Annotated in this window: 23 protein-coding genes; 9 read left to right on the top strand and 14 right to left on the bottom strand. The window is 47.7% G+C overall.

All coding sequences use genetic code 11. The annotated features are described in order from the left end of the window. Both VM802_RS19540 and VM802_RS19535 read left to right on the top strand, forming a co-directional pair. The coding region (locus tag VM802_RS19540; protein ID WP_325533644.1) for a sensor histidine kinase at positions 1-598 on the top strand (598 nt) is incomplete at its 5' end. Between the two features lie 15 nt (positions 599-613). Next, positions 614-2,272 carry an NAD(P)/FAD-dependent oxidoreductase gene (locus tag VM802_RS19535; protein WP_325533642.1) on the top strand — a complete coding sequence of 553 codons (1,659 nt, stop codon included), beginning with the start codon at positions 614-616 and terminating at the stop codon, positions 2,270-2,272. 18 nt (positions 2,273-2,290) lie between these two features. Here VM802_RS19535 and VM802_RS19530 read toward each other — a convergent pair whose 3' ends face one another. The 5 genes from VM802_RS19530 to VM802_RS19510 form a co-directional block, all read right to left on the bottom strand. Then, a complete protein-coding gene (locus tag VM802_RS19530) occupies positions 2,291-2,530 on the bottom strand; it encodes a hypothetical protein (protein WP_325533640.1) in 240 nt (79 codons plus the stop codon). Positions 2,531-2,695: 165 nt separating this feature from the next. Beyond that, entirely contained in the window at positions 2,696-3,727 is a 1,032-nt protein-coding gene (locus VM802_RS19525) for a family 16 glycosylhydrolase (protein WP_325533638.1), read from the bottom strand. 9 nt (positions 3,728-3,736) lie between these two features. Then, positions 3,737-4,600 carry a PKD domain-containing protein gene (locus VM802_RS19520; protein WP_325533637.1) on the bottom strand — a complete coding sequence of 288 codons (864 nt, stop codon included), beginning with the start codon at positions 4,598-4,600 and terminating at the stop codon, positions 3,737-3,739. Between the two features lie 25 nt (positions 4,601-4,625). Beyond that, the gene (locus VM802_RS19515; RefSeq protein ID WP_325533635.1) at positions 4,626-6,125 is read right to left on the bottom strand and encodes a RagB/SusD family nutrient uptake outer membrane protein; all 1,500 of its coding nucleotides are present in this window, start codon (positions 6,123-6,125) and stop codon (positions 4,626-4,628) included. 21 nt (positions 6,126-6,146) lie between these two features. Beyond that, positions 6,147-9,362 carry a SusC/RagA family TonB-linked outer membrane protein gene (locus VM802_RS19510; protein ID WP_325533633.1) on the bottom strand — a complete coding sequence of 1,072 codons (3,216 nt, stop codon included), beginning with the start codon at positions 9,360-9,362 and terminating at the stop codon, positions 6,147-6,149. A gap of 290 nt (positions 9,363-9,652) precedes the next feature. Here VM802_RS19510 and VM802_RS19505 point away from each other — a divergent pair, with 290 nt between their 5' ends. The 4 genes from VM802_RS19505 (at position 9,653) to VM802_RS19490 (ending at position 15,200) form a co-directional block, all read left to right on the top strand. After that, positions 9,653-12,529 (top strand): triple tyrosine motif-containing protein, encoded by a 2,877-nt coding sequence (locus tag VM802_RS19505; protein ID WP_325533631.1) that lies wholly within the window; start codon positions 9,653-9,655, stop codon positions 12,527-12,529. A gap of 31 nt (positions 12,530-12,560) precedes the next feature. After that, on the top strand, positions 12,561-13,169 hold the full coding sequence (locus VM802_RS19500) for a hypothetical protein (protein ID WP_325533629.1): 609 nt from the start codon (positions 12,561-12,563) through the stop codon (positions 13,167-13,169). 527 nt (positions 13,170-13,696) lie between these two features. Beyond that, on the top strand, positions 13,697-14,518 hold the full coding sequence (locus VM802_RS19495) for a M57 family metalloprotease (RefSeq protein WP_325533627.1): 822 nt from the start codon (positions 13,697-13,699) through the stop codon (positions 14,516-14,518). A gap of 262 nt (positions 14,519-14,780) precedes the next feature. Further along, positions 14,781-15,200, top strand: coding sequence for a winged helix-turn-helix transcriptional regulator (locus VM802_RS19490; RefSeq protein WP_325533626.1), 420 nt, complete (start codon positions 14,781-14,783; stop codon positions 15,198-15,200). A 188-nt stretch (positions 15,201-15,388) separates the two neighbouring features. Here the strand turns inward: VM802_RS19490 and VM802_RS19485 are convergent, their stop codons facing one another. From VM802_RS19485 to VM802_RS19475, 3 genes are all read right to left on the bottom strand, one after another. Continuing rightward, on the bottom strand, positions 15,389-16,267 hold the full coding sequence (locus tag VM802_RS19485) for an SDR family oxidoreductase (protein WP_325533624.1): 879 nt from the start codon (positions 16,265-16,267) through the stop codon (positions 15,389-15,391). A 69-nt stretch (positions 16,268-16,336) separates the two neighbouring features. Further along, positions 16,337-17,155, bottom strand: coding sequence for an AraC family transcriptional regulator (locus tag VM802_RS19480; protein ID WP_325533622.1), 819 nt, complete (start codon positions 17,153-17,155; stop codon positions 16,337-16,339). A gap of 44 nt (positions 17,156-17,199) precedes the next feature. Then, complete coding sequence (locus VM802_RS19475) at positions 17,200-17,916, bottom strand: hypothetical protein (RefSeq protein ID WP_325533620.1); 717 nt, start codon at positions 17,914-17,916, stop codon at positions 17,200-17,202. Between the two features lie 229 nt (positions 17,917-18,145). On the opposite strand from VM802_RS19475, the gene VM802_RS19470 reads away from it, so the two are divergent. After that, entirely contained in the window at positions 18,146-18,730 is a 585-nt protein-coding gene (locus tag VM802_RS19470; protein ID WP_325533618.1) for a Crp/Fnr family transcriptional regulator, read from the top strand. A 54-nt stretch (positions 18,731-18,784) separates the two neighbouring features. On the opposite strand, the gene VM802_RS19465 is transcribed toward VM802_RS19470, so the two are convergent. From VM802_RS19465 to VM802_RS19445, 5 genes are read right to left on the bottom strand one after another with little or no spacing between them, the layout of a single operon-like run. After that, on the bottom strand, positions 18,785-19,336 hold the full coding sequence (locus VM802_RS19465) for a Crp/Fnr family transcriptional regulator (protein WP_325533616.1): 552 nt from the start codon (positions 19,334-19,336) through the stop codon (positions 18,785-18,787). Positions 19,337-19,375: 39 nt separating this feature from the next. Next, positions 19,376-20,059: a hypothetical protein gene (locus tag VM802_RS19460; RefSeq protein WP_325533614.1), complete on the bottom strand. Its 684-nt coding sequence runs from the start codon at positions 20,057-20,059 to the stop codon at positions 19,376-19,378. A 24-nt stretch (positions 20,060-20,083) separates the two neighbouring features. Then, positions 20,084-21,634, bottom strand: a complete 1,551-nt coding sequence (locus VM802_RS19455) for a DHA2 family efflux MFS transporter permease subunit (protein ID WP_325533612.1) — start codon at positions 21,632-21,634, stop codon at positions 20,084-20,086. 7 nt (positions 21,635-21,641) lie between these two features. Further along, on the bottom strand, positions 21,642-22,652 hold the full coding sequence (locus tag VM802_RS19450; protein ID WP_325533610.1) for an HlyD family secretion protein: 1,011 nt from the start codon (positions 22,650-22,652) through the stop codon (positions 21,642-21,644). Positions 22,653-22,698: 46 nt separating this feature from the next. Next, complete coding sequence (locus VM802_RS19445; protein ID WP_325533608.1) at positions 22,699-24,054, bottom strand: TolC family protein; 1,356 nt, start codon at positions 24,052-24,054, stop codon at positions 22,699-22,701. Between the two features lie 356 nt (positions 24,055-24,410). Between VM802_RS19445 and VM802_RS19440 the strand changes: the two genes are divergently transcribed. Together VM802_RS19440 and VM802_RS19435 are read left to right on the top strand one after the other, a co-directional pair. Next, on the top strand, positions 24,411-24,833 hold the full coding sequence (locus tag VM802_RS19440; protein WP_325533606.1) for a hypothetical protein: 423 nt from the start codon (positions 24,411-24,413) through the stop codon (positions 24,831-24,833). Then, entirely contained in the window at positions 24,830-25,309 is a 480-nt protein-coding gene (locus VM802_RS19435; protein WP_325533604.1) for a nucleotidyltransferase, read from the top strand. The genes VM802_RS19440 and VM802_RS19435 overlap by 4 nt, the downstream gene beginning before the upstream one ends. A 42-nt stretch (positions 25,310-25,351) precedes the next feature. Here the strand turns inward: VM802_RS19435 and VM802_RS19430 are convergent, their stop codons facing one another. Further along, a complete protein-coding gene (locus VM802_RS19430; RefSeq protein ID WP_325533602.1) occupies positions 25,352-26,422 on the bottom strand; it encodes an ArsO family NAD(P)H-dependent flavin-containing monooxygenase in 1,071 nt (356 codons plus the stop codon). Between the last annotated feature and the right edge of the window lie 9 nt (positions 26,423-26,431).

The raw sequence follows: 26,431 nt of genomic DNA, 5'->3' as shown, positions 1-26,431 counted from the left end.
AGAACAGCTGCCAGTTGTGTTTGAATGGCTGAAAAATATGCTGGTGGCCGATAAGGTGGTGGAAGAAATACAATCTTCCGTAAAGAAGATCGCGGGCCTCGTCTCCGCCATGAAGAACTTCACTTACATGGATCAGGGTATGGACAAGCAATTCATCAACATACACCAGGGTATACGCGATTCACTTACCGTACTAACACACAAACTCAAGAAGTCTGGTGTAGAAGTGCTGGAAGAATATGACACCAGTCTGCCTAAGATAAAAGCGCTGCCGGGACAACTGAACCAGATATGGACCAACCTGCTGGACAACGCCATAGATGCGCTCAGCGGAAAAGATAAACCGCAGATAAAGATTACCACACAAAAAGATGGCGGCTGCGTGGAAGTAATCATCACCGACAACGGACCTGGTGTTCCGCAGGAGATACAATCGCGCGTATTCGAACCGTTCTTTACCACCAAGGAAATAGGCAAAGGCACCGGCCTGGGACTGGATGTAGTGTCGCAGATTGTCCGCTTTCACAGAGGTAGCGTCAAACTATCTTCTGTTCCCGGAAAAACATCATTCAGTGTTTCGTTCCCGCAAAACTCATAACTGTATTTTCAACTTATGTCTTTACCAATAATATTTGCCATTGATGATGATCGCCAGGTGTTGAATGCTATCACCCGCGATCTGAAAACCTACTACAGAAAGGACTACCGCATCCTCAGCACAATCTCTGCGCAGGAGGCGCTCACCAGTCTTGTGGAACTGAAGAACAGAGGAGAACGCATTGCCGCTTTCGTATCTGATCAGCGCATGCCCGAAATGGAAGGCGTAGACTTCCTGCAGAAAGCCCTGGAGATTTTTCCTGATGCTAAAAGGGTACTGCTCACCGCTTACTCAGATACAAATGCTGCCATTAAAGCGATCAATGAAATAAGACTGGACTATTATCTCACCAAGCCCTGGGACCCACCGGAAGAAAGGTTGTACCCCGTGCTGAACGAGTTGCTTGACGACTGGCAGGGTGGCTTCCATCCTGACTTTACAGGTATCAAAGTACTGGGCTATCCTTTCTCTTCAGATGCATATCACATTAAGGAATTCCTGGCGAGTAACCTGATTCACTATTTGTCGGTGGATGTAAATGCAGAAGAAGGAAAACAACTGATGCAGCACAATCAACTGGAAATAGTAGACTTGCCCGTAGTTATTTTTGAAGACGGACAAGTGATGAAGTCACCCGCTATCATGGATATTGCATCGAGGATAGGACTGAACCCTACGGTGAAAAGTGAGATCTATGATGTGGTGATCATCGGCGCAGGACCCGCCGGCCTCGCGGCCGCTGTGTACGGCGCTTCTGAAGGATTGCGGACATTGCTGATAGAACGCCATGCTCCGGGCGGACAGGCAGGTACCAGCTCGCGCATAGAAAATTACCTCGGCTTTCCAACCGGCCTTAGTGGCGCAGAGCTTACACGCCGTGCCATCACGCAGGCGACGCGCTTCGGTGCAGAGTTTCTCTCGCCGCAGGAAGTGAAGCAGATAAAGCTGAAGTCCAACTATAAGATCGTATGCCTTGAAAATGGTACAGAGATCAATACGCGTGCGGTGGTGATTACAACCGGTGTCGACTACCGCAAACTGGAAACAGAAGGCATCGATAAATTCACCGGCGCCGGTATATACTATGGTGCTGCCAATACGGAAGCCGCTTCCTGTAAAGACCGCATTGTGTACATCTTGGGGGGTGGTAATTCAGCAGGCCAGGCGGCAATGTATCTTTCCAAATTCGCGAAGCAGGTGAACATCGTGATACGCAGAGAAGATCTTAGCGCTACTATGTCGGCTTATCTTATCGATCAGATCAGTGCTACATCTAATATTAACCTGGTGCCGATGAGTGAAGTTAATGGGGCTTCTGGCAATGAGAAGCTGGAAAGGATCTGCCTGCGCAGGGTAGATACCAGCGAAACGACAGAGATGCCTGCAGATGCGCTCTATATCTTCATTGGCGCAAAACCTTATACTGACTGGCTCGGAGATCTCATCATCAAGGATGAAAAAGGTTTCGTGCAAACGGGTCGTGAGATGAAGTCTATGGAGCATTTTAATAAATTATGGAAGATGCCGCGTGAGCCTTATGTGCTGGAAACCAGTTGCCCTGGCATCTTTGCAGCCGGTGATGTGCGCTCTGGCGCTATGAGCCGGGTGGCCTCCGCAGTGGGAGAAGGCTCCATGAGCATCAGCCTCGTGCATAAGTATCTCGCAGAGCTGTAACGTATACAGCTAACTGTTTTATATCACGGGAGCGGTCTTACGGCTGCTTCCGTGATCTGGTTTACGCCACTTCTTTTTCAACGTCTGTCCTTTCCACAGCCACAGGCCGCTCAGTACAATCACCGGAACAAAAATGAATTTGGTGGCAAATGCTGCCCGTGGTATACTGGCCACAGGTCCGTAGATGTATCCGATCAGCGGTATGCTCAGCAGGATATGTACCCACCGGATGATCTTCCTTTCCGTACTCGCTTTCATGGAGAATGTTTTGATAAAATTATGCAGCAATAGTAAGCCGGAGCCGGAGAGTTGACAACACCGGTAATTGTGCGGACGGAAAGATGATTTGTGCAGATGGAAAATAAAAGCGGATGGCCGGTTCGGGACCATCCGCTTTGTGTTCATTACATGTTAAACAGGCTGCTATTTATACACCCTTACATAGTCCACTTCAAAAGTGGAAGATGTAAAGGTGGGGTCTATGCTTCCGCCAAAATATCCGCCCATAGCGAAGTTAAGTAGTACAAAGAAACTTTGATTGAAGGGAGTGCTGCTGTTGTTGCTGAAAGTATAGTACAACCTGCCATCTACATAAAACCTGATGTCCGCAGGCGACCATTCCGCAACATATTTATGGAACGTTGTTGAAACATCTTTGATCATCACCTGTGATCCTTCTCCGCCGGCGCCGGAATGTCCAGGATAATGCAGTGTGCCATAGATTTTCCCTGGTTCGTTGCCTTTATGCTCCATGATGTCTATCTCTCCGCTGGCAGGCCATCCGGCAGAGCTGATATTGCTGCCCAGCATCCAGATAGCTGGCCAGGTACCACCACCGGTGGGCAGTTTGGCGCTTACTTCTATTCTGCCGTACTTAAAGTCAAACTTATCTTTGGTGAGCAGACGGGTAGACGTATAGGCGCTGCCGTTATAGTTTTCCCGGATGGCGGTGATCTTCAGTTTACCATCGGCTACCATCACATTTTCCGGCCTGTTGGTATAGTACTGTGCTTCGGCATTGCCCCATCCATTGTTGCCGGTGCCGGTGTCGTAGCCCCACTTGGAGGCGTCTGGCTGACCGTTGACAGAGAACTCATCAGACCAATAGAGCTTCAGCGAAAGATCAACCGTTACTTGTATGGAGGCGCTGGCCGTTTGCCCGCCGGCGCTGGTCGCTGTTACTTTCACGGTGTACGTGTTGTTGCCGGGTAACGTGTAGGTATAGTTCACATTACCGGAGGCAACAGTCTGGTAACTACCGTTGCCGAAGTCGTATTCATATGATACGGCGTTGCTGGCAGTGGCGCTGAAGAGCACCACGCCGCTGCCGTCTTCACTGACGGTGGCTTTCACCACCAGGCCGGAAGGCGCCTTGTCTGTTGGTTTATTGTTGCTTTTGCCACAGCTGGTCATGCTGGTGAGCAACGTTAGAAGTATGACAGTTGTAAATCTCATGAAACACAATTATTGAATAGCAATTATTTTAACGTACCACGCTCCTGGCGCCTGTTCGCAGCGGAGCGTCATCTGTTTGTCTGTTCTTTCCAGTATCTGGTAGCGGTGTACACCGAAATACATACCCAGGTGACCTTTGCGGGAGAAGACAATGAACTCGTCTTTGTCGTTGCCATCATAGCCGAAGGTCTCAGTATAATCAGCCGCAGCAGTACCGGTAAGCGTGTAGTCGCCCTCGCCGGTAAGCGATGGATCAAAGTCCTTAAGGTATTCTTTTTTCCCGAACAGGCTGTTATTGGTCTGATGGGTGAAGACATTACCATCTTTTGTAAACGTATATACGTCGTCGTAAATACCCAGCCCGTCTTTATCATTAGGGGCTGCTGACCACCAGGCCGGCGTGAACACAGAAATATCTGATACGCCGAGATGTCCCGGTGCGTCTTTATCCACACGCCATTTCCTGGTGCCATTGCCGGTAAGCATAGCCACCAGTTCAGGATTCGGCTCAAACTTTCGGTACACCGATACTTCGGCGGTGCCGGTGCTCGAAACACCGGCTCTCCCCGAAGCTGTGGCAGTTATAGTGAAACGTCTCACACCTGTATGTTTGTACAGGTGTGTGAAAGTATTGTTGGTAGAAACGGAGGCGGTTTGTCCGTCACCAAATTCTATTCTGTAATTAAACGCATGTGCGGAGTTGATTGTAACGGCAACAGCGCCGGAGCCATCACCCTCAGGATGGGTGGCGTCTTTGCCAGCAACGGCGATATTGAGCACAGGCTGTGCAGGCGGTATAAGATCGCCCAGTTCGCTGTTATTTTTCCCGCAGCTGCAGAGGAGCAAAAGTATAGCTGATAAAAAGCGGTTCATGGGACAATGATTAATGTTGTTGAAATTAATAACCTGGATTTTGTGTCAGACCTGATACCTGTACTTCCTGTTGCGGAATAGGAAACAGTTCATGTTTGCCGGTTTTGAAACCGGTGATCACAGCGGCAGCCCTTCCTGTTCTCACAAGGTCAAAGAAACGGTCGCCTTCCATAGCCAGTTCCAGCCGGCGTTCATCCCAGATAGCCTGGCGCAATGCTGTACCGGTGGTAATTATATCATGGAGATTGTCATTGAAAGCACGGCGACGCACACGGTTCAGGTATTCCTGTGCTTTGTTGTCGTTGGGTGCACTGCTGCGGTTATAGGCTTCAGCTGCCATCAGCAACACTTCTGCAAAACGGATGGTCCTGTAGTTATTGAGGTAATTCAGTTCCGGTTGACCGGAAGTTTCGCCCTTACGTGGCAGGTACTTCTGGTTGTACAAGCCAGTGTTTTTATAGGGTGCTACCTGGTAAGTAATATTGAACTGTGGATTGGCAGCCTTATATGCTTCAATGTCGAGTACAGTCACATCTTTGCGCTGGTCGCCGTTAGTATAGGCCTGTGCAAGATTCTGGGTGGGGAGATTGGTACTCCATCCGGATGCATAGGGACTACCACCGTTGAGCCCGCGGATACCACACTGCTGCACGGCATAGTTGCCTTGCCCGCGGGTAGCCGCTCCCCAATTATAATACGGAGAGAGGTTAGAGTACTGGATTTCAAACACAGATTCAGAACCGTTTTCACCAGCCTGCAGGAAAATGTCGCCGAAGTTTTTTACCAGCGTAAATGGTCCGGCAATGACATTTTCCAGCATGGCGGCAGCTGCATCAAACTTCTCTTCATACAACATAACTTTTCCCAGCAATGCCTGCGCTGCATACCTGGTGATGCGGCCAGGCTGGGCATTGATGGCGGGCAATGCAGCAATGGCCGTATTCAGATCGGTTTCTATCTGTTTATATACATCCGCTTTGGGAGAACGTTTCAATGTTCTCGAATCAGTCAGCGTCAATCTCCTGTCTGCAAAAAGAGGCACATCGCCAAAAAATCTGACCAGTACGAAATAATAATAAGCACGCAGGAAATATACTTCGCCATACAGGGCATCTTTACCTGCAAAACTGATGACGTTACCTGCCGGATTTTTGTCTTTATACTGATGCATGTAATTCGCCCTGTTGATACCTTCGTAGGCAGAACGCCATATCTCCCGGAGATAATCATTGTTGGCAGTGTGGGTATAATCGTCTATCTGCTGCAATCCCAGCACATCGGAGGCATTTTCTCCGCCGGTTACGGCATTGTCTGAAGCGATATCGCCGATAGGTACGGCCTGGTTCAGCCACTGCAGCGGCGAATAGACGCTCACCACCATGGTGCGGTAATCGTCTTCCGATTTGAAGTAATCGAGATCGGTTACTTTATAGTCGTCATGCGGATCGTAGTCCACCCACTTCTTGCAGGAAGCCACCGTGATGATGAGGGCGAGCAGGGTGGATAATTGTATAATGCGTTTCATGTTTGTTTTTTTAGGTAGACGTTACAGTTTGAAATCAATGCCCAGTGACCAGGTTCTTGCCTGCGGATATGCACCGCGGTCAACGCCTGTGTTCATAATACCTCCGGCCACTTCAGGATCATACCCGGAATATTTTGTGATGGTGAAGGCATTTTTCGCCTGCGCGTAGATACGCACCTGCCTGAATCCCGTACGTTTCAGGAAGCCCGCAGGCAGCGTGTATCCCAGCTGTATATTTTTGATCTTCACAAAAGAGCCGTCTTCCACATATCTGTCTGATACCCTGATGTTGCTGTTGGCGTCTGTGAAGGAGTAGCGCGGGTTACGTGCATCGCTGGTAGAACCAGGGCCCGTCCATCTGTCCAGTACGCCCCGGTACTTGTTGGTGAAGTTGGCGTTTCTTTCATAAGCACTGTATACATCATTACCTACGGATGCGTAAGTAAATACGTTAAGGTCCAGACTTTTCCAGGAGAGGGATACATTCCACCCCATCGTGAATTTCGGGAAGGGGTCGCCTATCTTGGTTTTGTCTTTATCGTTAATGACACCGTCGCCGTTTATATCCACGAAGCGGATATCGCCGGGTTGCGCGCCATCCTGCCTGGGCGCCTTGCTGATCTCTTCGGTGGTCTGGAACAGTCCCGCTGTCTTGTATCCGTAGAAGTAACCGGGCGTGTATCCTTTTTCAAAGCGTGTCACATTCTGCGATTGACCGTTGAAGTAGCTGCCGCCTTCAATAATGGCAGAGTTGTCTGTGTTCGTAGCAGTTACTTCGTTTTTCGCTGTGGTAAAGGTGAGTGACGTGTTGATAGATAGGTTACGTGCTACCTTGTCGTTGTAAGAGAGCGTCATGTCTATGCCACTGCTCTTGGTGGAGCCAATGTTGGCAAAAGGCGCCGGCGCGGTGCCCAGGTAATCGGAAGCGGAAGGATAGAACAGCAGACCTTTTACATCTTTGCGGAAGTAATCGCCGCTGAAAGAGAATTTATTATTGTAGAAGGTAATGTCGAAGCCGGCGTTGGCCTGTAACTGTTTTTCCCAGGCCAGGGCTTGATTGTCGTAAGACGCCAGGGTAGAACCGGGAAGGAAGGTATTACCAAACGTATAACCGTTATTGTTACCATCCGAGTAATTGGGGCCGCCTACGGCAATCATCCTGAACTGTGGCGTTACGTTCTCGTTGCCGATACTGCCGTAGCTGCCCCTGATCTTCAGGTAGCTGATGAAGCCGGAATGGAAGAAGCCTTCATTGGAGGCCACCCATCCCAATGATCCGGAAAAGAAGTTGGCGAATTTGTTGTTGGCGCCGAAAGCGTAGGAACCATCACGCCGGAAGGTGAAAGAGGCAAGATACTTTTCTTTATAGTCGTAGTTCACCCTGCCGAAGTAAGACAGATTTTTACGGAAGCCGCGCTCATTGCTGCTGGTGCGGGCGTCCAGCCGTGGCGCAACGTCGCCGCGTTGGTCGCGTACTTTCACGCTCTCACCATTAATCACTGTGTCACGGAAGTAGATGAGTCCCGCATTGTTTTCACCGGTGGCAGCGCTGAGGTCTGCAAAGGCCCAGGAGTTGAACGGTACATCCTGGCGGGATACAGTGATACCATCGTAGCCGCTGCGGGAGAGGGAGAAGCCAGCCACCGTTTCAAAATTATGACTGCGGTTGAAGCTGAAGTTGTAATTCGCAAACACTTCGCCGGTATAGCTGTAGTCGCTGCGCTTGGTCTGACTTACGCTATTGTGTTTCTGCGAGGAGATCTGACCCAGTCCATTTTGGATAGACACGGCGGTACCGTCTGCATTCATAGTGTTTTCCACATTCAGTGGACCATAAAACACCAGCGGGTTAAAGCTTTTGCTGGTCATATCCCAGCGGGTATAGCCGAAGCGGCCGGTGAGCTTCAGATCCTTCAGCACATCATACTGCAATTCCATTTTTCCATACAGTTTGTTGCCGTTGGAAGTGTTATAGGTATTGTCCAGTTTGGTGAGCGGGTTGAAGATTTCAGACAGCAGCAGATTGCTGAAGCCGTATTTGCCAACAGTATTGGGTACATCATTATATACCGGCACAGTAGGGTCAAAGTTGAGTGCACTACCGATGATGGAGTTGAAGGCGTTCTCCGCAATGTCTTTGTTTTTGATATTAACGAAGCTGGTATTAACGATGAATTTCAGGCGGGAGGTAAGATCGAAGATGAGGTTGGCGGTACCGTTGATTCTGTTGAAGTTGGATTTCTCTCCGCCGCCTACAATACCATCCTGGCCAAGGTAACCGCCAGACACGAAGTAGGTCATCCTTTCACCGCCACCTCTTGCACTCACATTATAGCTTTGCATCGGCGCTTTATGAAAGATCTCTTTCTGCCAGTTGGAACCATCCCCGAATTTGTTGATGTCGGGGAATATGATATTACCGCCAGCCGCAACGCTGCCTTCATTAATGATACCCGCATATTCCCGTGCGTTGAGCACACCGATGGTCTTCAGCACTTCCTGTACACCGTAGTTGGCATTTACGGAAATTTCGGTGCGCTGGTTCTTACGGCCAGTGCGGGTGGTTACGAGAATAACGCCGTTGCCACCCTTAACGCCATAGATGGCGGTGGTAGCGGCATCTTTCAATACGTTAATCGATTCAATATCGGCGGAGTTGATAGCGTTAAGATCATCGAGGGTTTGTGGAATACCATCTATGATCACAACAGGGTCAGTGCCGCTGAAGGAAGGAATACCCCTTACCAGTACGGTTGGCTTGGATCCGGGAGATCCGCTCTGGATCACATTGACACCAGAGGCACGCCCCTGAAGGGCTTCCTCAGCTCTCACGGGTCTCAGCTTTTCTATATCGGCGCCCTTCACGGTGGAGATGGCGCCGGATACCTTAGTAACCTTCTGGGTGCCGTATCCTACTACCACCACTTCTCCAAGCTCTTTGGAGGAGGGCTGTAATACAATGTGCAGTGGGCTACCAGTGAGCGGCGCCTCCTGCTGCGTGTATCCGAGGGCGGTAACTATGAGCATTTTTTCGCCGGGAGCTACAACGATAGTGAAGGCTCCTTCGGCATTGGTGACAGTTCCTTTGCCGGTAACCCTGGCAAATACAGATACACCGGGCACCGACAGGCCTTTGTCGTCCGTTACCCTGCCGGTAACTGTCTGCTGCTGCGCCATCGCGGCATGGGTCCATAACAGCAGCAGAAAGCAGATAAGAACTGCATAGATTTTTTTCATACGTGAATTTTGATAATGACAAATTTTCATACAGACCTGGGTAACCAGGTAAATGATCGGGTGTTTTTATATTGGGTGCTTTGGTTCCGGTATCAGTTCATGGCGTATAGGCGTTGCAGGTAGTTGTGGATAAAAACCTGGTTGATTTATGGGACTAAAATTAACGTTTCAGGTATACAGCACAAATAAAAACACTACATCTCTACTGCATCACGTTTTTGTAAATTGCTGGTTTTCAATAAAAATAAAATACATCATTACTACATCATGGGAAAAATTATCTTTATTTCATGAAATGCTGTTGTCTACTTATCCTATTTCACCTTTTTGCGCTGGCCGGCATCGCCCAGAACACCATTGGGTTGCCGCGTTTGATCAATTATAATAAGAATGACTATCTGGCAGGAACACAAACATGGGATATCAAACAGGATAGCCGCGGGATTATGTACTTCGCCAACAACGAAGGGATGCTCGTCTACGATGGTAGCCACTGGAAAATTTATCCGCTTCCCAATAAAACGATCGTGCGGGCCCTCGCCATCGATAATGATAACCGTATTTATGCAGGTGGTCAGGATGAAATCGGTTATTTCTCTCCTGCACCCAACGGTCAGCTCATCTATACATCCCTCAAAGATATTCTTCCAAAGTCACAAAATAAACTGGCAGATGTCTGGAAGATAGAAATCTTTAAAGGTGGCGTCTTCTTCCAGGCTTCAGACCGCATCCTGGAATACCGTAATGGCAGCATCAAAGTATATCCCACCAGGGAGGCATGGCTTTATCTCCGGAAAGTCGGCGATCAGCTCTATGCACAGGATAAGTCCACCGGCCTGCTGCGGCTGCACAACCAGGAATGGTTGCCAGCCGTTACTTCAGGCTCACTCGGCAAAGTGGAAATATCAGGCATGGCTAAGATCAGCGCCGACAGCCTGCTCATCACCACGGAATACAACGGTCTGTATCTTTTATATAAAGATGCCATACTCACCTCGCTCCCCGATCCGGAAGGCGCTTTTACCAACAAACGCATTACTACTTCGGAGCAGATCAATCCCACCGAACTGGTAGCCGGCACTACCACGGAGGGTTGTATGGTCATGGATTTCAAAGGACATGTAATCCAGAAAATCGCCCGCACCGAAGGATTACAGAACAACAATGTGCTCAGTGTCTTCCTCGACAAAGACCGTAACCTGTGGGCAGGATTGAATAACGGTATCTCTTTTATCGCATACAATGCCGCGATAAAATATATTGCTCCCAATAAAAACAACGAAGTATCCGGTTACTCCACACGTATCTTCAACAGGCAGCTGTATATCGGCACCTCAGACGGCGCCTATAGCGTACCGCTTACAGGTAGCGGCGATCTGAGTTTTTCGAAGGGTGAGTTCAAGCGTATTCCTGAAAGCCGCGGCGAAGTATGGCGCCTGGATGAAGTGAACCGGCATATATTAATGGGGCAGCATACCGGCTGCTATGTGATAGAAAATAATACGGCAAGGTCATTGATTGACGGCATAGGCACCTGGATCTTCAAGCCGGTATCATCTGTGTACCCGGTGCATAAAATATTGGTGGGCACCTACAGTGGAGTGGAATTGCTGGAATCCGGCGGAGAAGCGTTCACCGGCAAAGGTAAACTGGACGGCATCCAGGAGTCATTGCGTTTTCTGGAGATAGACAACGATAATACCATATGGGCTTCGCATCCTTATCGTGGCGTATACAGGCTTCAGCTGTCTGATGATGGTAAAAGCATTACACCGCAATTATATACCGATAAAGATGGATTACCTTCCGCACTGGGAAATTATGTGTTCAAAATAAGGAACAGGGTGGTATTTGGCACCACGCGTGGCGTATATGAATACGACGCTGCATCAAAGAAATTCGTGCCTTCTGCATTTCTTAAACCGGTATTCGGAACAATGGAGATCCGCTACCTGAACGAAGATGCGGACGAAAATATCTGGTTTTGCAGCGGTAAACAGATGGGGGTAGCTAGCTTCCATCAAACGTCCTCCGATAAATCTTCAGGTATCACCTGGTTCCCGGAGCTGAACGGAAAAATATTGCTGGGCTTCGAAAATATTTATCCTTACGATAAACAGAATGTCTTCATCGGCTCTGACCGGGGAATGATACACCTCAACTACGAAAAATATATTTCCGGTAAACAACAGGTCACCGTATTGTTGCATCAGGTGAGGGCTTCCGGGAAGCAGGACAGCGTCATCTTCGGCGGCTATCAACCTTTACAGCAACAGTCAGCTATCCGCTGGCCGCGTAAGGACAATGCCTTTCATTTCGAATACAGCTCGCCGGCCTACGGCTTGCAGAACAATATTGAATACAGCTATCAGCTGGAGGGCTACGACCCGCAATGGTCCGCCTGGTCGTTGAAATCAGAAAAGGATTATACGAACCTGCCTGATGGAAGATATACTTTCAATGTAAAGGCACATGATAATCTGGGAAATGAATCTGCTGTAGTCAGCTATAGCTTTGTGGTCAGCCCGGCCTGGTATAAAACAGTGTGGGCTTATATCATATATGCGTTACTGTTTGGTGGGCTACTGTATTTTCTCCAGGAGTGGCAGCAGAAAAAATTACACCTGCAACAGCGCCGGTTTGATGAAGAGCAGAAGCGTTTGAAATACATTCATCAGCTGGAGATGGAGAAAAGTGAAAAAGAAATCATGAAATTGCAGAACGAAAAGATGGCCAGCGAAATTACCTACAAGAACAACGCGCTGGCGGATGCCTCTATGCACCTGGTGGAGAGAAATGATGCGCTGGTGAAGGTGAAGGAAATGCTGGAAGATATTTATAAGAAGAATAATAAAAGCACCGAAATTAAAAATGTGCTGTCATTACTGAACGATGCAGAAAAAAATGATGCCAACTGGGAACAGTTTGCAAAACATTTCGACGAGATCAACAACGATTTTTTAAAGAAGCTGAAAGCAAGATTCCCAACGCTTTCCAACTCCGATCTGAAAGTGTGTGCTTATCTTCAGCTGAAGTTATCCACAAAAGAAATTGCACGATTGATGGCAATATCCGTTCGTGGAGTGGAGATCCGGCGTTACCGGTTGCGCAAAAAACTCAACCTCACCACAGATCAGTCTATGACTGATTTTTTGAACGCAGTATGATACGCTAACTTGTAAGCTGGGACCCCATCTTATGAGCTACAATAAAATGACACCCCGTAGAGCCATCCGGATAACTGCCACAACCATGCTGATGATGGCCCTTTTCACCGTTTTCTGGACACAGGTGGCTTCACTGGGAATGGATGACGCAACCAGTCGCCTCGTAGTGTGGATATTCTTCGTTTATAGTGGACTGCTTACTATCTGTGCGGCCTGTTCTTTCTCTGCATCCAGCCGTTTCTCATCCACAGACACAACAACTGATTACGCAGCGTACCGCGGACAGGGCATCTTATACGGTATTGTGATCACCTGCGAATTGTTATTACTCTTCGCGGTGACAACCGTATTGTTGTCGCCCGAACAGTGGAACGGTGCTATTCCGGTCATTGCGTTGGCTACAGGTTTGCACTTCTATCCGGTTGCATGGGCATTCAGAAGGAACACCGCTTACTACCTCGCCGCGTGGACCTGCTTTGTTACACTAACGGGGATGTATATATTGGCAGGCGGTGAAACGCCCGGCCGGGCGTACATGCTCATAGGCGCCGGAGCAGCACTGGCCACGGCCGTTTGCGGTATTGATATGATGTGTGCATGTTATGTCATGATCAGGAAAAACGGCATCACCATTCCCTGATGGTCACAGAATGTGAGTATGCCATAATTATCTGGCTGAAACATAGTATGGCAGCAGATATCAGAGGCATGACGCGTACATGTTTTCTATCATGGCTATGGTAACATAGAAGAAAGTTGGAAATATTACCGTGTAAGTTTAACCGATATGAGCTCTTTTACTTCAAAGTTGTAAAATATTTTTTTTGAATAACGGGAAAGTCGTAATATTGATATACTGATATAGAGTTACAACGAAAATCGTAAGCTGAGCCATAATCTTTATCGCTAATCCGAACGAACCCAAACTGAGCAAATCATTATCAACTAAAGAAAAGTAGTTTCCCACAATTTCAGGTTAAGTGTTTGTAATGCAGAAATAATATCTGGCCATTGTAATACCCGTTTTATTGGCCATCCTGGATTGTTTCAGGGATACGAGCGTGTTTACTTGACAAATCACCCGCATAGCTATACGCCATAGCTGTACAGATAACTTTTTTCATGCAGGCATTATTAAATCCAAATCAAAACCCAAAATCTAGACCAATGAAAAACTACACTCTCCTAGCACTTTTTTGCCTGATAGCAGGTACACTGACTGTTTCATGTAAAAAAGAAAATAAGGGAACCAGCAATGAACCACAGAAGATCTCTGATGCCGTATTATCACAGATCAAAGCCAAAGGTTTCGGCACAAGTAATGTACACCCTTACAAAGATGGATACCTGGTAGAAGGCGACATCTATCTGAGCACTAAATCACTGACTTCAGCCACACCAGCTGGCAGCAAGATCAGGGTTGCTAAATCAGAACAATACAGCACTTATGAACTGGTATCTGGGCTGCCACGCACTTTCACCGTACGTGTATCCGGCCTGGGTACTGCTTTTGTACAGGGCACTGACCTGGCTATTCAGCGTTATAACGCATTGAACCTGGACCTCAAGTTCAGACGTGTCACCAGCGGTACTGCTGACATTACTATTCAGGGTTTCTATGAAGGCCCCAGTGGAGGTTATATTACACTGGGATATTCCGGCTTCCCGGAAAATGGAAATCCATACAGTGAGGTTGCAATGAACACACACCCTGATGCTTACGGCAGTAATCCTAACGTACAATACGTTGGATCTGTTATTCAACATGAAATCGGCCATTGCATCGGCATGCGTCACACAGACTATATGGACCGCTCCTATAGCTGTGGCGGCGATCCTATCGATGAAGGCGATGGTGGCGTCGGTGCTGTGCAGATCCCCGGTACTCCTAGCGGTCCTGATGCTAATTCATGGATGTTGGCTTGCTCCAACGGAGGTAACCGTACCTTCAATAGCAACGACATCATTGCATTGAGGTATCTCTATTGATCATCCACTGGCTGAGATATGCATGAGAAAGAATAAAAGGGAAAGGTTACGCTTATCGCAATAATGCCGGCGTAACCTTTTTTCGTTTGCACTTCATTATACATCCACCCAACAGTAACGGGCATACTACAATTGGTTGCAGAACAATTCCGGCAATATATTTGCTGATTGCTTTTTTAGGCTGCTTTAATTTCACAATCAGATAAAGTGTGAATAAATAGTCGTAAAATGCAGCTTTTTTTTAAAACGGAATTAGTCGGAGATGGAGCAACACAGATCGAATTGCCCGGTGAGCCTGGGGTTGGAGATATTTGGAGATAAATGGAGTCTTTTAATTATCAGAGATATCATGTTTGACGGAAAGAGATATTTCCGCGAACTATTACAATCAGAAGAAAAAATCGCCTCTAATATTTTAACTGATCGCCTCAACATGCTGGAAAGCAAAGGCATCATCAGCAAACGTCAGGATCCTGATCATAAGCAAAAACAGATTTACAGTCTTACCTCCAAAGGCATTGATCTCCTCCCCATCATGGTGGAGATTGGAGGCTGGGGCCTCCGGCACATGCCCGCCGACCAGGTAAAACACAAGCATGCCATCACTCTCGTAAAAGGAGGCAAAGACCTGCAGAAAGAGGTGAAGAAACTGCTCGTGAAAGAACACCTGCAGGCGAAATAGGATTAGTTTTTATCATAGGAGATACCCAGTGCGCCTTTCTTCATCTTCTTGTGAAAGTACGCTCCCTGACGGTAATCATCATCCGGAACTTTCAGTTTCACGATGTCATGGTTGTTGTATCCTCATTTCCATATTTATAAAAGGGCAACGCTGTAAAACGGATAACCGGAATACAGCGCTCTTGAGTATTATTTGAAAAAATCAGCATAGTCATTCACAAAATTCCTGAAGGTGAAAGGTGTTCTGCCGGTTACGGTATGAATATCATCTGTAAGATCTGCGGCTTCTCCACGGGCATAGTGGGCGTAATCTTCTATCAGCCCTTCTGCCTGCCAGGCAGGGAAACCATTGCTTACAAGGGCATCCTGCAGTTCTGTATCTGATACATTGATATATTGAATATCACGTTGCAGTACTTCTGAAAGCATGGCGGCGGCTTCTTCATGTGTGAAGGCTTCGGCGCCTGTGAGTGTATAGGTTTTGTTCCTGTGCTGATCATCGGTCAGCGCGGCGGCCGCTACTGCGGCAATATCCCGGATGTCTATCATACTGATGCGGGCATTGCCTGCGGTGGCGAAGAACTTGCCCTGGTGGATGATGGGCATGCGGAAACCTAGCAGCCCCTGCATGAACAGATTAGGCCGGAGAAAAGTATAGGCCATACCGGACGCTTTGATAGCATTCTCTACTTTGGCATGATAGCGCAGGAAACGCACGGGCGACTGCTCATCGGCTTTCAGCTGGGAGAGCTTTACAATATGTTGTACACCGGCATCTGCCGCTGCGGCTACAAAACCAAGCTGCTGTTGTTCCGCCAGCTCTGAGGAGTTGGTCAGCAGAAACGCTTTTTTTGTGCCCTGCAGCGCCTGGCGGATGCTGGTTGTATCGTTAAAATCACCAACGATTACTTCAGCATAAGGAAGCTGTGAAAGTTGTGTGGCGTCTTCAGGCTTGCGTACCATGGCACGGAAAGGTATCTGTTGTGCGGATAAGATTTGTGTAAGTGCGGAGCCAATAGTACCGGTGCTGCCGGTGATCAGGATAGAAGATGTGTTGTGTTGTGTCATAAATGAATAATTTTATGACACAAAATTACCAGCGCATGTGTTGCTGGTATTGTAAGAAAACGAAAACGTTCAGAGGGTGGTGAGACAGATGTCCTGCTGGAATTGTAAAAATGCGCCAGGAGTAAGGTTCAGGAAGTGTCTGAAGTCGCGGATAAGCTGGCTCTGGTCGTAGTAGCCGCATTGGTCCACAACCTCAAACCAATCTGTTCTGGTATTGCCGGCAGCCAGTTGCTGTATCAGTTCTATCGCTTTCAGGAAACGCTGGAAGCGGGCTTTTTCTTTAGCAGAATAGCCGAAATACTTTTTCTGTTTCAGTTGTATATTACGTGCAGTCTCGCCTGTGAGGGCAGCGGTAGATTTGATAATATCCTTTGTAGGGTCAGCGGCGGCGGAGAGTATAGCGCCGGCCACATCATCCTGCTGCCTGATATAGGGACGGCTGAATTCCAGAAGGCAGGTTACGCGGTCTTCTGTGTTGTGCACAGATTTCAGGGTATGCCAGAGGGCTGTGAAGCAGTTGTCGTGGATCAGATCATCTGGTAATACGGGAAGATCGCCTTCCACCAGGGCCTGTCCAAAGAACCGATAGAAGCCGTCGCCGCGGAAATTAGCTACGAATATTTCGGCGCCAGGTGTCAGCGTATAGCTGAATGGCTGTCTTACAGGCCCAAGCACTATACATTTATCTACTGCTACGGCATGGTGGTCCGCTGTATGAAAGCTCACTTCTTTTCCAAAACTGAAAACCATAATGGTCTGGAAGGAAGGCACAAAGGTTTTCCGTATGTCCTCTCCGGTATTATTGGCTGCTACATAGAAATGCGTGAACAGCGATTCAAAAATAACAGGAACGCTTATACGATAGCTAATGTAGCCTTTATCATCCATAACCTGTGTTTCAGGCCACTAATTTAAGCATTTGCTGTTATGATTCAGAAGTGATTGCCCACGGGGGCTGCTTGTATTTTGTTGTCGTATACTTCCATGCGGGCTGTTGCATTGGCCGGTTTCGCCTGTAGCTTGCTGAGCAGAAAACTGCTGCCGGCTTCGGCTTCGGCGCCAAAGTATATCCGGCCTTGTTCAAAAATGCCGTCAATATCATGAAAGCTGCCGGCCAGCACATTATTCACATAGTATTCAATCCGGTTACCATTCTTTTTGAGCAGGAACTGTATCGTGGTGGGGTCGCCAATATCCACAGAAGGCTTTTCAATGGTCAATTCCCCGTTATGTATAACCAGCCTTAGCATTTCTTTTTCCACGCCTATGGCAATGTACTTGCTTTTCTGCAACCAATCGCCACAGGTATCCGGAAGTTGGCCACAGAAATATATTAAGGCGCTTTTTTTCGATTGTATATTGATAGTCGCAGAGAGGATAAAATCACCCTTTACCTTCAGCAGCGGCCCATTGCGGTTATACGGAAGCGCTGAGGCCCCGCGTATCAGTATCCCCTGCGGCTTTACCTCCGCGCGGGAGAAATGCTGCCAGTCATGACCACTGAGCAGATCTATGTAAGGAATATCATCGCTGCTGGTATATTCCACATTGCAATAAGTCTGCTTCCTGCAGCCGAAAGTACTGAAGAAGATAGCCGTCAATGTCAGCAATATAGGTTTCAGCTTGCGCCTGGTATACGACAGCAGCATAAATACAGATCTTAATAAGGGCGGGCATCAGCTACACATACAGGTTTTTCAAAACAGATACCGGCAGACCCCTGTGATTAAACATTGTTTCCAGATATTAAACGTGCGGGTATTGTGCTGCCCCCTATATAGGTAGGGGCATTTTAACAGAACCTTAACCGCCGCGCGCTGTTTGCCGTTATCGGTAATAATGCTATCTTGAATCAGTTAACACACATGATAGATAGATATGTCGGATATCGCCTCACTGGTAAAACACTTGCAGGGATTTCTTCCATTGAGTGAAGAAGAGCTGGATGAACTGGCACAAAGAACACATCTGCGAAAAATAAAGCGCAGGCAGTTTCTGTTGCAGGAAGGTGAGATATGCAGGCATTATACCTTCGTGGAGCAAGGCTGCCTTAAATTGTATTATATTGATGTAAACGGTTATGAGCACAATCTCCAGTTTGCAGCGGAAAATGAATGGCTGGCCGACATCGGTAGCTTCCATACAGAAAAGCCCTCCCGCCTGTATATGGAAGCGGTAGAGCCATCGATCGTATTACAACTGGAAAAGAAAGACCTGATATTATTCTACACTGATTACCCAAAATTCAATCGCATCTTCAGGGTCATGGCGGAAGATAGTCTCGTGGAACTGCAAAACAGGCTGTTACAGAACTTTAGCTCTACGGCTGCTGAAAGGTATCGCTCATTTCTCAACAAATATCCACACCTGATCAATCGCCTTCCCAACACACAGATCGCTTCTTATATTGGTATCACGCCTGAATTCCTGAGCAGGATCAGGAAGGAATTGTCTTCAAAATAAGTACTGTTTTTAGCTTTTAGTTCCTGATGCCAAATACTAATGGTTAAAAGCTACTCAACCCTTGCTCAATTTGCTTTTCAGCCTGCTCAATGCTTCCTGTGTAATACCCAGGTAATTGGCCACCATCTTATTGGAGAGACGCTGCACTATAGCGGGATTTTCTTCCAGCAGTAGCTTATATCTGGCAGTTGCATCCATCGTAATGAAGCTCATAAGCCGGTTCGTATTATTGACATACGCTGATTCCAGGTATTTTCTGTAAAAATGTTCCCAGCCCGGAACTTTGTTCATCATGTCATAAAACTCCCCCCGGCTGATGTACAGCAATTCGCTGCTTTCAAGCGCCTGTACATATTCCAGGGAAGGTTCCTGTGTAATAAAAGCCATCAGCGCTGTAGCAAAATTATTTTCAAAAGCAATGTAGCGGGTAGCTTCAGTGCCATCTGCCTGCAGAAAATAAATGCGCAGACACCCTTTCTTCACAAAGAACATCCTGTTGGATGCCATGCCCTCACGTACCAGTATTTCATCTTTGTCTGCATGCATCACCCGGAACCGGGACAGCATCAGTTCCTGCTCTTCTTTTGTTATCTGTAAGATCCCCATGTTATATTCCTCTGCAACAGGTAAACGCTGGTTAATAAATTAAATATCCTCGAAAGTCGCAATTTTTATCCGCTTTTCATCAATACCCCATTGCCTGGTGAAAAAATGAGTGAATGCATGATTGGTAACTGGATCTGCTGCCAGTATAAAAGTAGCATCAGACCCGGGGTGTGGATAGCGACTGGTGAAAAAATCGATCACCCGTTCCGCATTGAACGGATAAATAACCTCGTAACAGAAGGGGTGACTTCTATCTGTATCAGGAAAGAACATTCCTGCAACATCACTGATAATAAGGCTTTCCACGTTCTTTACAAATGGCAGGTTCCTGTTCACCTGATATAGGAAAGCCAGTGATGTGGCATTGCCAATGAAGTAATAAGTAGCCGTATCTTCCTGCAACTCCATCACTGGCTCCGGCGGCAGCAACTGTAGAAGGCCGCCCGGTGCACTATTCAGGATACGGTGATGCAGCGGCGTCTGTACACCTGGCGTGATCACAATATCAATCGTACAATGCAGCGGGTCCATATCCCACACGGGAGTGCGAAGTAAGGGAGCGCCTGTCTGGTACGCATCTCCGGCGAATAACGGTAACGCATATCCTGTAATGGCAACCGCATCAACTGTTGGGAAATGCTCCACAAATATTTTCAGATGCCTGCTGCCCGCCGTGAGCCTGGTGTTGTTGATGATACGACCTTCCATGATGATCGGGTTCATGTTGATGTGGTTTGTGATTATTGATCAATGTGCATCAGCAGGTAATGCCACCTGCTTCTTCTTCATTCCCTGTAAAAAAACCAGTGGAACGCAACACAGCATTACAATCCCGAGCAACTGGTATGCATCGGTGAAAGAGAGCAGCAACGCCTGTTTGTTGATGGTCCTGTCCATGGCCGCCACGGCGGCCTGCATAGCATCAGCGGGAGAGAAGCCCTTACCGCTGAATGCAGTGGTATATTCCCGGATTCTGTCCGCAAAAAGTGGATTGTATTCATTAACATGTTCCAGCAGATAGTTGCGGTGTGTGCCATTACCAATATGTATCTTGGTGGCCAGCCCAGCAATACCAAATGAACCGCCCAGCTGCCGCATCATGTTATACAACCCGGCGCCCTGGCCTATCTCAGGACCATTGAGATCCTTTATCGCCAACGTGATCAGTGGTACGAAGAGCATGCCTATACCAATACCGCGAAAGTTCAGCGGGAAGTAGAAGTCCGTTATGCCTGAGCTGAGTGTAGCCTTGCTCATCAAGGTAGGGAAAACGAAGAAGCAACTGAAACCCGCTATCACAAACCATTGCGGCGCGATGCCCTTTTTCAGCAGCTTGCCCACAGTTGGCATCAGCATAACGGTAAACAACTGCCCTGGCAGCAGCAGTAATCCCGTTTGCTGTGCAGAGAAGCCAAGTAGCGTCTGACAGAACTGCGGAAAAATAAATACCGATCCATACAATCCTATCCCAAAAACAAAAGAGGTAACCATGCCCGCCGAAAAGCTGCGGTAGCGGAACAGCCGGAGGTTTACCACGGGATGGTCTGTGCGCAGCTCTCGCCAGATGAAAAGCGCAATACCCACCAGCGCAGTAACAGTAAGCACGGTGATGTAGCCGGTGGCAAACCAGTCTTTCTCTTCGCCTTTTTCCAATACAGTCTGAAGACTGCCTACTGCTACCACCAGGAGGAGAATCCCCCACCAGTCAACAGGCTTGCCCTGCATGTCTTTCGGCGTTTCCTTTACATAGGAATAGGTGAGGAATGCAGCAATAGCGCCCAGCGGAAGGTTGATGTAAAACACCCAGGGCCACGACAGCGTGTCTGTAAGATAGCCGCCCAGTGCGGGCGCCACGGTAGGACCCACCACCGCGCCAAATCCGAAGATGGCGGTGGCGGTACCTCTTTCTTCCGGTGGCCATGTTTCCAGCAGTATCGCCTGGGCCGTGGAGATCAGTCCACCGCCAGCCAGCCCCTGCAGGATACGGAAGGCTATCAGTTCTGTGAGCGTGGATGCATTGCCACATAAAAAAGAGGCAATCGTGAACATAATGATGGAAAAGAGGAAATAGTTCTTCCTTCCAAAACGACCACCCAACCAGCCCGACATCGGTAATATGATCACGTTGGCAATGGCATAACCGGTAGTTACCCAGGCTACATCTTCCAGGATGGCGCCCATGTTTCCCTGGATATGTGGTATCGCTACATTGACTATGGTCGTGTCAAGAAACTCCAGCATGCAGGCCAGCACCATGGTGACCGTGATAATCCATTTTTTTAATCCTTTCTCTGCCATGGTACTGTTATTTTGTTTTCACAGAAACTTCCACATTCATCCCGGGCCTTATCCTCGAGAGGAGTTCCCTGGATGCATTGATCTTTATCTTAACCGGGATGCGTTGTACTACCTTCACAAAGTTACCGGTGGCATTGTCCGGTGGCAGCAGCGCTATCTTTGCGCCGGTGGTGCCTGCATAGTTGTATACCTCGCCTTTGACAGGTATATCCGGAAATGCATCTACGCTGATCGTAGCTTCCTGGCCTTCATGAATATTGCGCATCTGCGTTTCCTTGAAGTTGGCGGTTACATAGATGTTGCTTTCATCCACTACGGCAAACAGTGTCTGTCCTGCCTGTACCAGCTGCCCTTTCTGTATGCGCCGTTTAGTGACGATGCCGGATACCGGCGCTTGTATATTGGTATACGATAATAACAACGACGCATAATCAATGGCTACCTGTTGCTGTGTAAGCTCACTGTTGGTAACAGCCAGTTGCGAACGGCTGTTGTCTATTTCTGCAATGGCAGCGCGATGTTTGTCTACGGCTGCCTGGTACACTGCGGTGGAGGCATCCAGTGTGGCTTTGGCTTTGTCGTATTGCTGCTGGGGAACAGAACCGCTTTTAATCAGTGCAGCATAACGGTTGTAATCCTGCTGCGCCTGCCACAGGCTTGCTTTAGCGGCATCTGTTTCAGCTTTGTCGACATCGGAAGATACCTGTGTAGTAGTTACTGCTGTCATGGCAGCGCCAATCCGGGACCCGGCTACTTTCTGCGAGGAGAGGGCTTGTTCAAGTTTCAGCCGGTACTCTTTTTCATCGAGCTTCACCAGTAGCTGCCCTTTCTCCACACGTTGATTGTCTTCAAACGCAATCGTATCCACATAGCCGCCAACACGGGCAACTACAGCGCTCAGGTCTCCGTCTATCTGCGCATCGTCAGTATCTTCATGCGTAGTGTAATAGAGGTAGTTCTTTATCCCGAATACCACGCCCGCCACGAAAACGCATGCCAGGATGGCCTGTATAATCATCTTTTTTCTTTTGCTGCTTATTTCCATCATTCGTTTTTTTATGAGTTTATCTGAATAATTTACCAGTGGCTTTCAATAACCGGTACCATGCCACACCTGACTCTGCCCTGGCCACTTCCAGGCTGGCGAGCGATTGATACAATTGTGTGTCGGCATCAATACGCTCAATGACAGTGACTACATTGTTGCGGTATCTTTCTTCCTGCATCCGGTTGTTTTCAGTAGCCTCCCGGATAGCATCTTCCAGCAGTTGTATTTTACTGAGACCCTGTAGATAGCGCTGATAGCTGGTGTTCACCTCCGTTCTGATCACATCGGTGCGAATGCTCTTTTCGATACTGTTCTGCTGATACCTGATCTTTGCTGTGGACAGATTGTTTTTGTTAAACCATAGCGAAGAGAAGTTCCAGGAGATGCCTGCACCGATAGAGAATTGGGCGAGATAACTGCCGGAGGCAGGAATGAATGCAGAACCTGCATGGAAGTAGTTCACACCGGTATTAATATCGAGCCTGGGCAGGGTCTCTGCACGTATGGATCTCACCGCCAGACTGTCGATGGTTGTCTGTACATTTACCTGTTGCAGTTCCGGACGCTGTTGCAGCGCATCCTGTATATACCGGCTGAGATCTGTAGCTACCGGTAGTTCCGGCAATATCTGCTGCGGTGTTATCCTGATGCTTTCAGGAAGGTTCAGTAATACCAGCAGCTGATAGTTAATAATGTTGTAGTTCGCCTGAAGGTCTGTGATGTTGATACCTATCTCTGATCTTCTGAGCCTGAACCGCAACACATCATTCTTCGTAACGATGCCTGTTTCCCAGAATGCTTCGGCCTGCGCTACCAGGCTGTCTGCCGATTTGCTATGCCTGATAGCTACTTCCAGTTCTTTGGTTACTTTATATAACTCACCGTAGAGTTCAATAGCGGTGAGTATTACAGCGTCCCTGTTTTTTTCAAGATCAAGCCTGGATAGGTCCTGCATCAACGCCGCGGTTCTGGTGGCATATTGCAGCTTGGAGCCGCTGTAGATCGTTTTGCTGATAGCTACTTTACCGGTATAGGATTCAGATCTTTCGGGCATTAGCAGATCGAGTGAACCCAGTATAATATGATGCGCAGGCGTTTCTGCATGGCTCACTGCGGCGCTGGCTGTGGCATTGGGCAGCAATAGATCGTCATTTGCCTGTTTATACCTGCTGGCGGCTTCCCTGATCCTGGCTTGCAACAGGCTAAGCGTATGACTGTTGTCAACAGCCAGTCGAACGGTCTCAGCAAGACCCAGTGTTTTCTGTTGCGCAAAGCTCGCAGATAGATCCAATGAACATACTGTTATGATGAGCCATCTGAATAATCGCTTGTTGACTTTGTTGTTCCATTTTTCCGAAGTATACGTTGTCATGTTAGTTGGTCATTTATTACGGTTGTGTATATTCCCGCGCATAGCTCCGCCAGACGGGCTATCAGGCCGTGTCGCAGCAGATATGATGTAGGTGGGAAATTGTTATCGCCTGGTCAGCTGACCGGCGTTCTTATTTTTCATGATGCAAAATTGGGGCAGGAAAAGGGGGTAAACATTGATCTACATCAAAAAGTTGTTCAGCTCTTCTGCGGTTTGCCTTGCAGTACGTCCTATGCCAATGTGAGTAATATAAGCAAAGAATAATCACATAATGGGTTACACAAATTTCGAATTTATTTTACTGCTTACAGAAGTATTTTTGACAAATAAAGGCATAATATTTGTTAAATTTGTGTATGAAACAACAGACTCCTAGAAATAAGCGGGTAGTGCTGGTACATTGGAAACAACAAGTACAGGTAGAGGTTTTTTCTAATTTGAAGAACTTTTGTCTCAGCTATCCTCAATACAATTACAATACACTCAATAACTATTTGAGTAAAGGCAAGACGGCTTACGATAATGACCAAATCCGGGTAGAGAGAAAGGAAATTATTGCAAAACCCAAATCCATTCAACAAACTTCAAGGGCTATTGTTCCTGTTTTACGTAGGGTGCAAATGAAGAACGCTGAAGAGGAAATGCGCGATTGGCAATATTGGTTATCCCAACCGGTCATTAAAAGGGCGGAGGCTGTAACTTTTTTGGTTGGACAGATGCTTGAAAAGGGACAGCGGATGGATAAAACGATGATCAAAAAAATAAAGCAAAGACAATGATATTAGCCAAAGATTTTGAGGATTTTATCGCGTTGCTCAATAAGCATGAAGTTGAATACATGATAGTGGGTGGCTATGCAATGGCTTTTCATGGAAAGCCACGTTATACAGGAGATTTAGATATCTGGATCGATGTGTCCGACAAGAATGCAGAAAAGCTGCTTAGGGTTATTGATGATTTTGGAATGACTTCTTTAGGATTTGAAAAAGAGGATTTTTTACAACCTGGATATATTTCACAGATTGGTTATCCTCCTTTGCGAATTGATATACTTAACAATATTGACGGTGTAGATTTTCAGGAGGCTTATGGAAATCGGCAAAAGATTGTCGAGGGAGGCCTGGAAATATGGTATATCGGATTACAAGAACTGTTGGTAAATAAGATAGCGTCTGGGAGAAAAATGGATATTGCCGATGCACAGCAAATAAAGAAAATAATCCCCAAAAAGGACCACCCCGCCAAAAAAAAGTAGAGGGTGTGGCAAGTGCCGGGAGCTCCATCTTTTCCGATTGATCTACATCAAAAAGTTGTTCAGCTCTTCTACGGTTTGCCTCGCAGTACGTCCTACACCGATGAGCGTGGCGGATGCAAAGCCGGTCCAGGAGCCGTAACCAACCAGCCATAAGCCGTCGATGGCGGTGGCTCTGGTACCCTGTGTGGCGATTCTGCCGTCGGGAGAAGTAATGCCTAAAGGATGTAAATGATGCAGCACCGGACGAAAGCCGGTGCAAAAGATAACTGCGTCGGTGCGTTCCCGTTGTCCGTTGCTCCAGGCAATGCCCTCTTCCGTAAAATGATCGAATGCACCGTAATAGGAATCATATACGCCTCTTTCACGGGCGGCTACAACTGTGGGAACAGCTACGATATGTCCCAGTGAGGGCGGCTGAAAATCCCGGCCTTGTTTGCGTGCCTCGTATTGCATAGTGGCTGCGTCAAAAAGATATTTGCCGTCAATATGATCAGGTAGAAAGCTGGGCGGCTGACGGGTAATCCACATCGTATCCGCTACCTGTGATACTTCAGCAAGTATTTGTGCACCGGAATTTCCTTCACCAACCACGGCTACACGTTGCCCCGCGAAGAGATTGGGGTCACGGTATTCAGAAGAATGGAGTACTGGGCCACGGAATTGTTCTCTGCCTGGAATCGGTGGTGTATAAGGATTTGCAAAGCTGCCGGTAGCACTCACAACAGCGCGGGCCTGGTATTGGCCTGACGTAGTATGCAGCAGAAAGTAGGCATCATTTTTTTCAACAGCAGTAACCGTTACAGATCGTTCTACGGGAAACTGATACCTGTTTTCATAGTTGCGCAGATAGGTCAGTGTTTCCTCCTTGTTGGGATAATACTGCTGACCACCCGGCATAATAACACCAGGCAAGGAGCTCCATTGAGCAGGAGAGAAGAGCGACAATGAATCCCACGCATGCTGCCAGGAACCACCTGGATGTTGTTCACTGTCGAGAAGGATGTAACGAAGGTTGGTACGACGAAGATAATACGCTATTGATAATGCGCTCTGCCCTCCGCCGATGATGATCACATCGTAAATAGTACTGTTGCCTGTTGTATCTCCTTCCATAGTACAATG

It is taken from the genome of Chitinophaga sp. (assembly GCF_035538455.1).
GTDB lineage: Bacteria > Bacteroidota > Bacteroidia > Chitinophagales > Chitinophagaceae > Chitinophaga.
This window is presented reverse-complemented; position numbering and strand designations above follow the sequence as displayed.

Coding starts and splice junctions, on each gene's coding strand:
- VM802_RS19535 (WP_325533642.1), top strand. CDS start 614: ATGTCTTTACCAATAATATTTGCCATTGATGATGATCGCCAGGTGTTG.
- VM802_RS19530 (WP_325533640.1), bottom strand. CDS start 2,530: ATGAAAGCGAGTACGGAAAGGAAGATCATCCGGTGGGTACATATCCTG.
- VM802_RS19525 (WP_325533638.1), bottom strand. CDS start 3,727: ATGAGATTTACAACTGTCATACTTCTAACGTTGCTCACCAGCATGACC.
- VM802_RS19520 (WP_325533637.1), bottom strand. CDS start 4,600: ATGAACCGCTTTTTATCAGCTATACTTTTGCTCCTCTGCAGCTGCGGG.
- VM802_RS19515 (WP_325533635.1), bottom strand. CDS start 6,125: ATGAAACGCATTATACAATTATCCACCCTGCTCGCCCTCATCATCACG.
- VM802_RS19510 (WP_325533633.1), bottom strand. CDS start 9,362: ATGAAAAAAATCTATGCAGTTCTTATCTGCTTTCTGCTGCTGTTATGG.
- VM802_RS19505 (WP_325533631.1), top strand. CDS start 9,653: ATGAAATGCTGTTGTCTACTTATCCTATTTCACCTTTTTGCGCTGGCC.
- VM802_RS19500 (WP_325533629.1), top strand. CDS start 12,561: ATGAGCTACAATAAAATGACACCCCGTAGAGCCATCCGGATAACTGCC.
- VM802_RS19495 (WP_325533627.1), top strand. CDS start 13,697: ATGAAAAACTACACTCTCCTAGCACTTTTTTGCCTGATAGCAGGTACA.
- VM802_RS19490 (WP_325533626.1), top strand. CDS start 14,781: ATGGAGCAACACAGATCGAATTGCCCGGTGAGCCTGGGGTTGGAGATA.
- VM802_RS19485 (WP_325533624.1), bottom strand. CDS start 16,267: ATGACACAACACAACACATCTTCTATCCTGATCACCGGCAGCACCGGT.
- VM802_RS19480 (WP_325533622.1), bottom strand. CDS start 17,155: ATGGATGATAAAGGCTACATTAGCTATCGTATAAGCGTTCCTGTTATT.
- VM802_RS19475 (WP_325533620.1), bottom strand. CDS start 17,916: ATGCTGCTGTCGTATACCAGGCGCAAGCTGAAACCTATATTGCTGACA.
- VM802_RS19470 (WP_325533618.1), top strand. CDS start 18,146: ATGTCGGATATCGCCTCACTGGTAAAACACTTGCAGGGATTTCTTCCA.
- VM802_RS19465 (WP_325533616.1), bottom strand. CDS start 19,336: ATGGGGATCTTACAGATAACAAAAGAAGAGCAGGAACTGATGCTGTCC.
- VM802_RS19460 (WP_325533614.1), bottom strand. CDS start 20,059: ATGAACCCGATCATCATGGAAGGTCGTATCATCAACAACACCAGGCTC.
- VM802_RS19455 (WP_325533612.1), bottom strand. CDS start 21,634: ATGGCAGAGAAAGGATTAAAAAAATGGATTATCACGGTCACCATGGTG.
- VM802_RS19450 (WP_325533610.1), bottom strand. CDS start 22,652: ATGATTATACAGGCCATCCTGGCATGCGTTTTCGTGGCGGGCGTGGTA.
- VM802_RS19445 (WP_325533608.1), bottom strand. CDS start 24,054: ATGACAACGTATACTTCGGAAAAATGGAACAACAAAGTCAACAAGCGA.
- VM802_RS19440 (WP_325533606.1), top strand. CDS start 24,411: ATGAAACAACAGACTCCTAGAAATAAGCGGGTAGTGCTGGTACATTGG.
- VM802_RS19435 (WP_325533604.1), top strand. CDS start 24,830: ATGATATTAGCCAAAGATTTTGAGGATTTTATCGCGTTGCTCAATAAG.
- VM802_RS19430 (WP_325533602.1), bottom strand. CDS start 26,422: ATGGAAGGAGATACAACAGGCAACAGTACTATTTACGATGTGATCATC.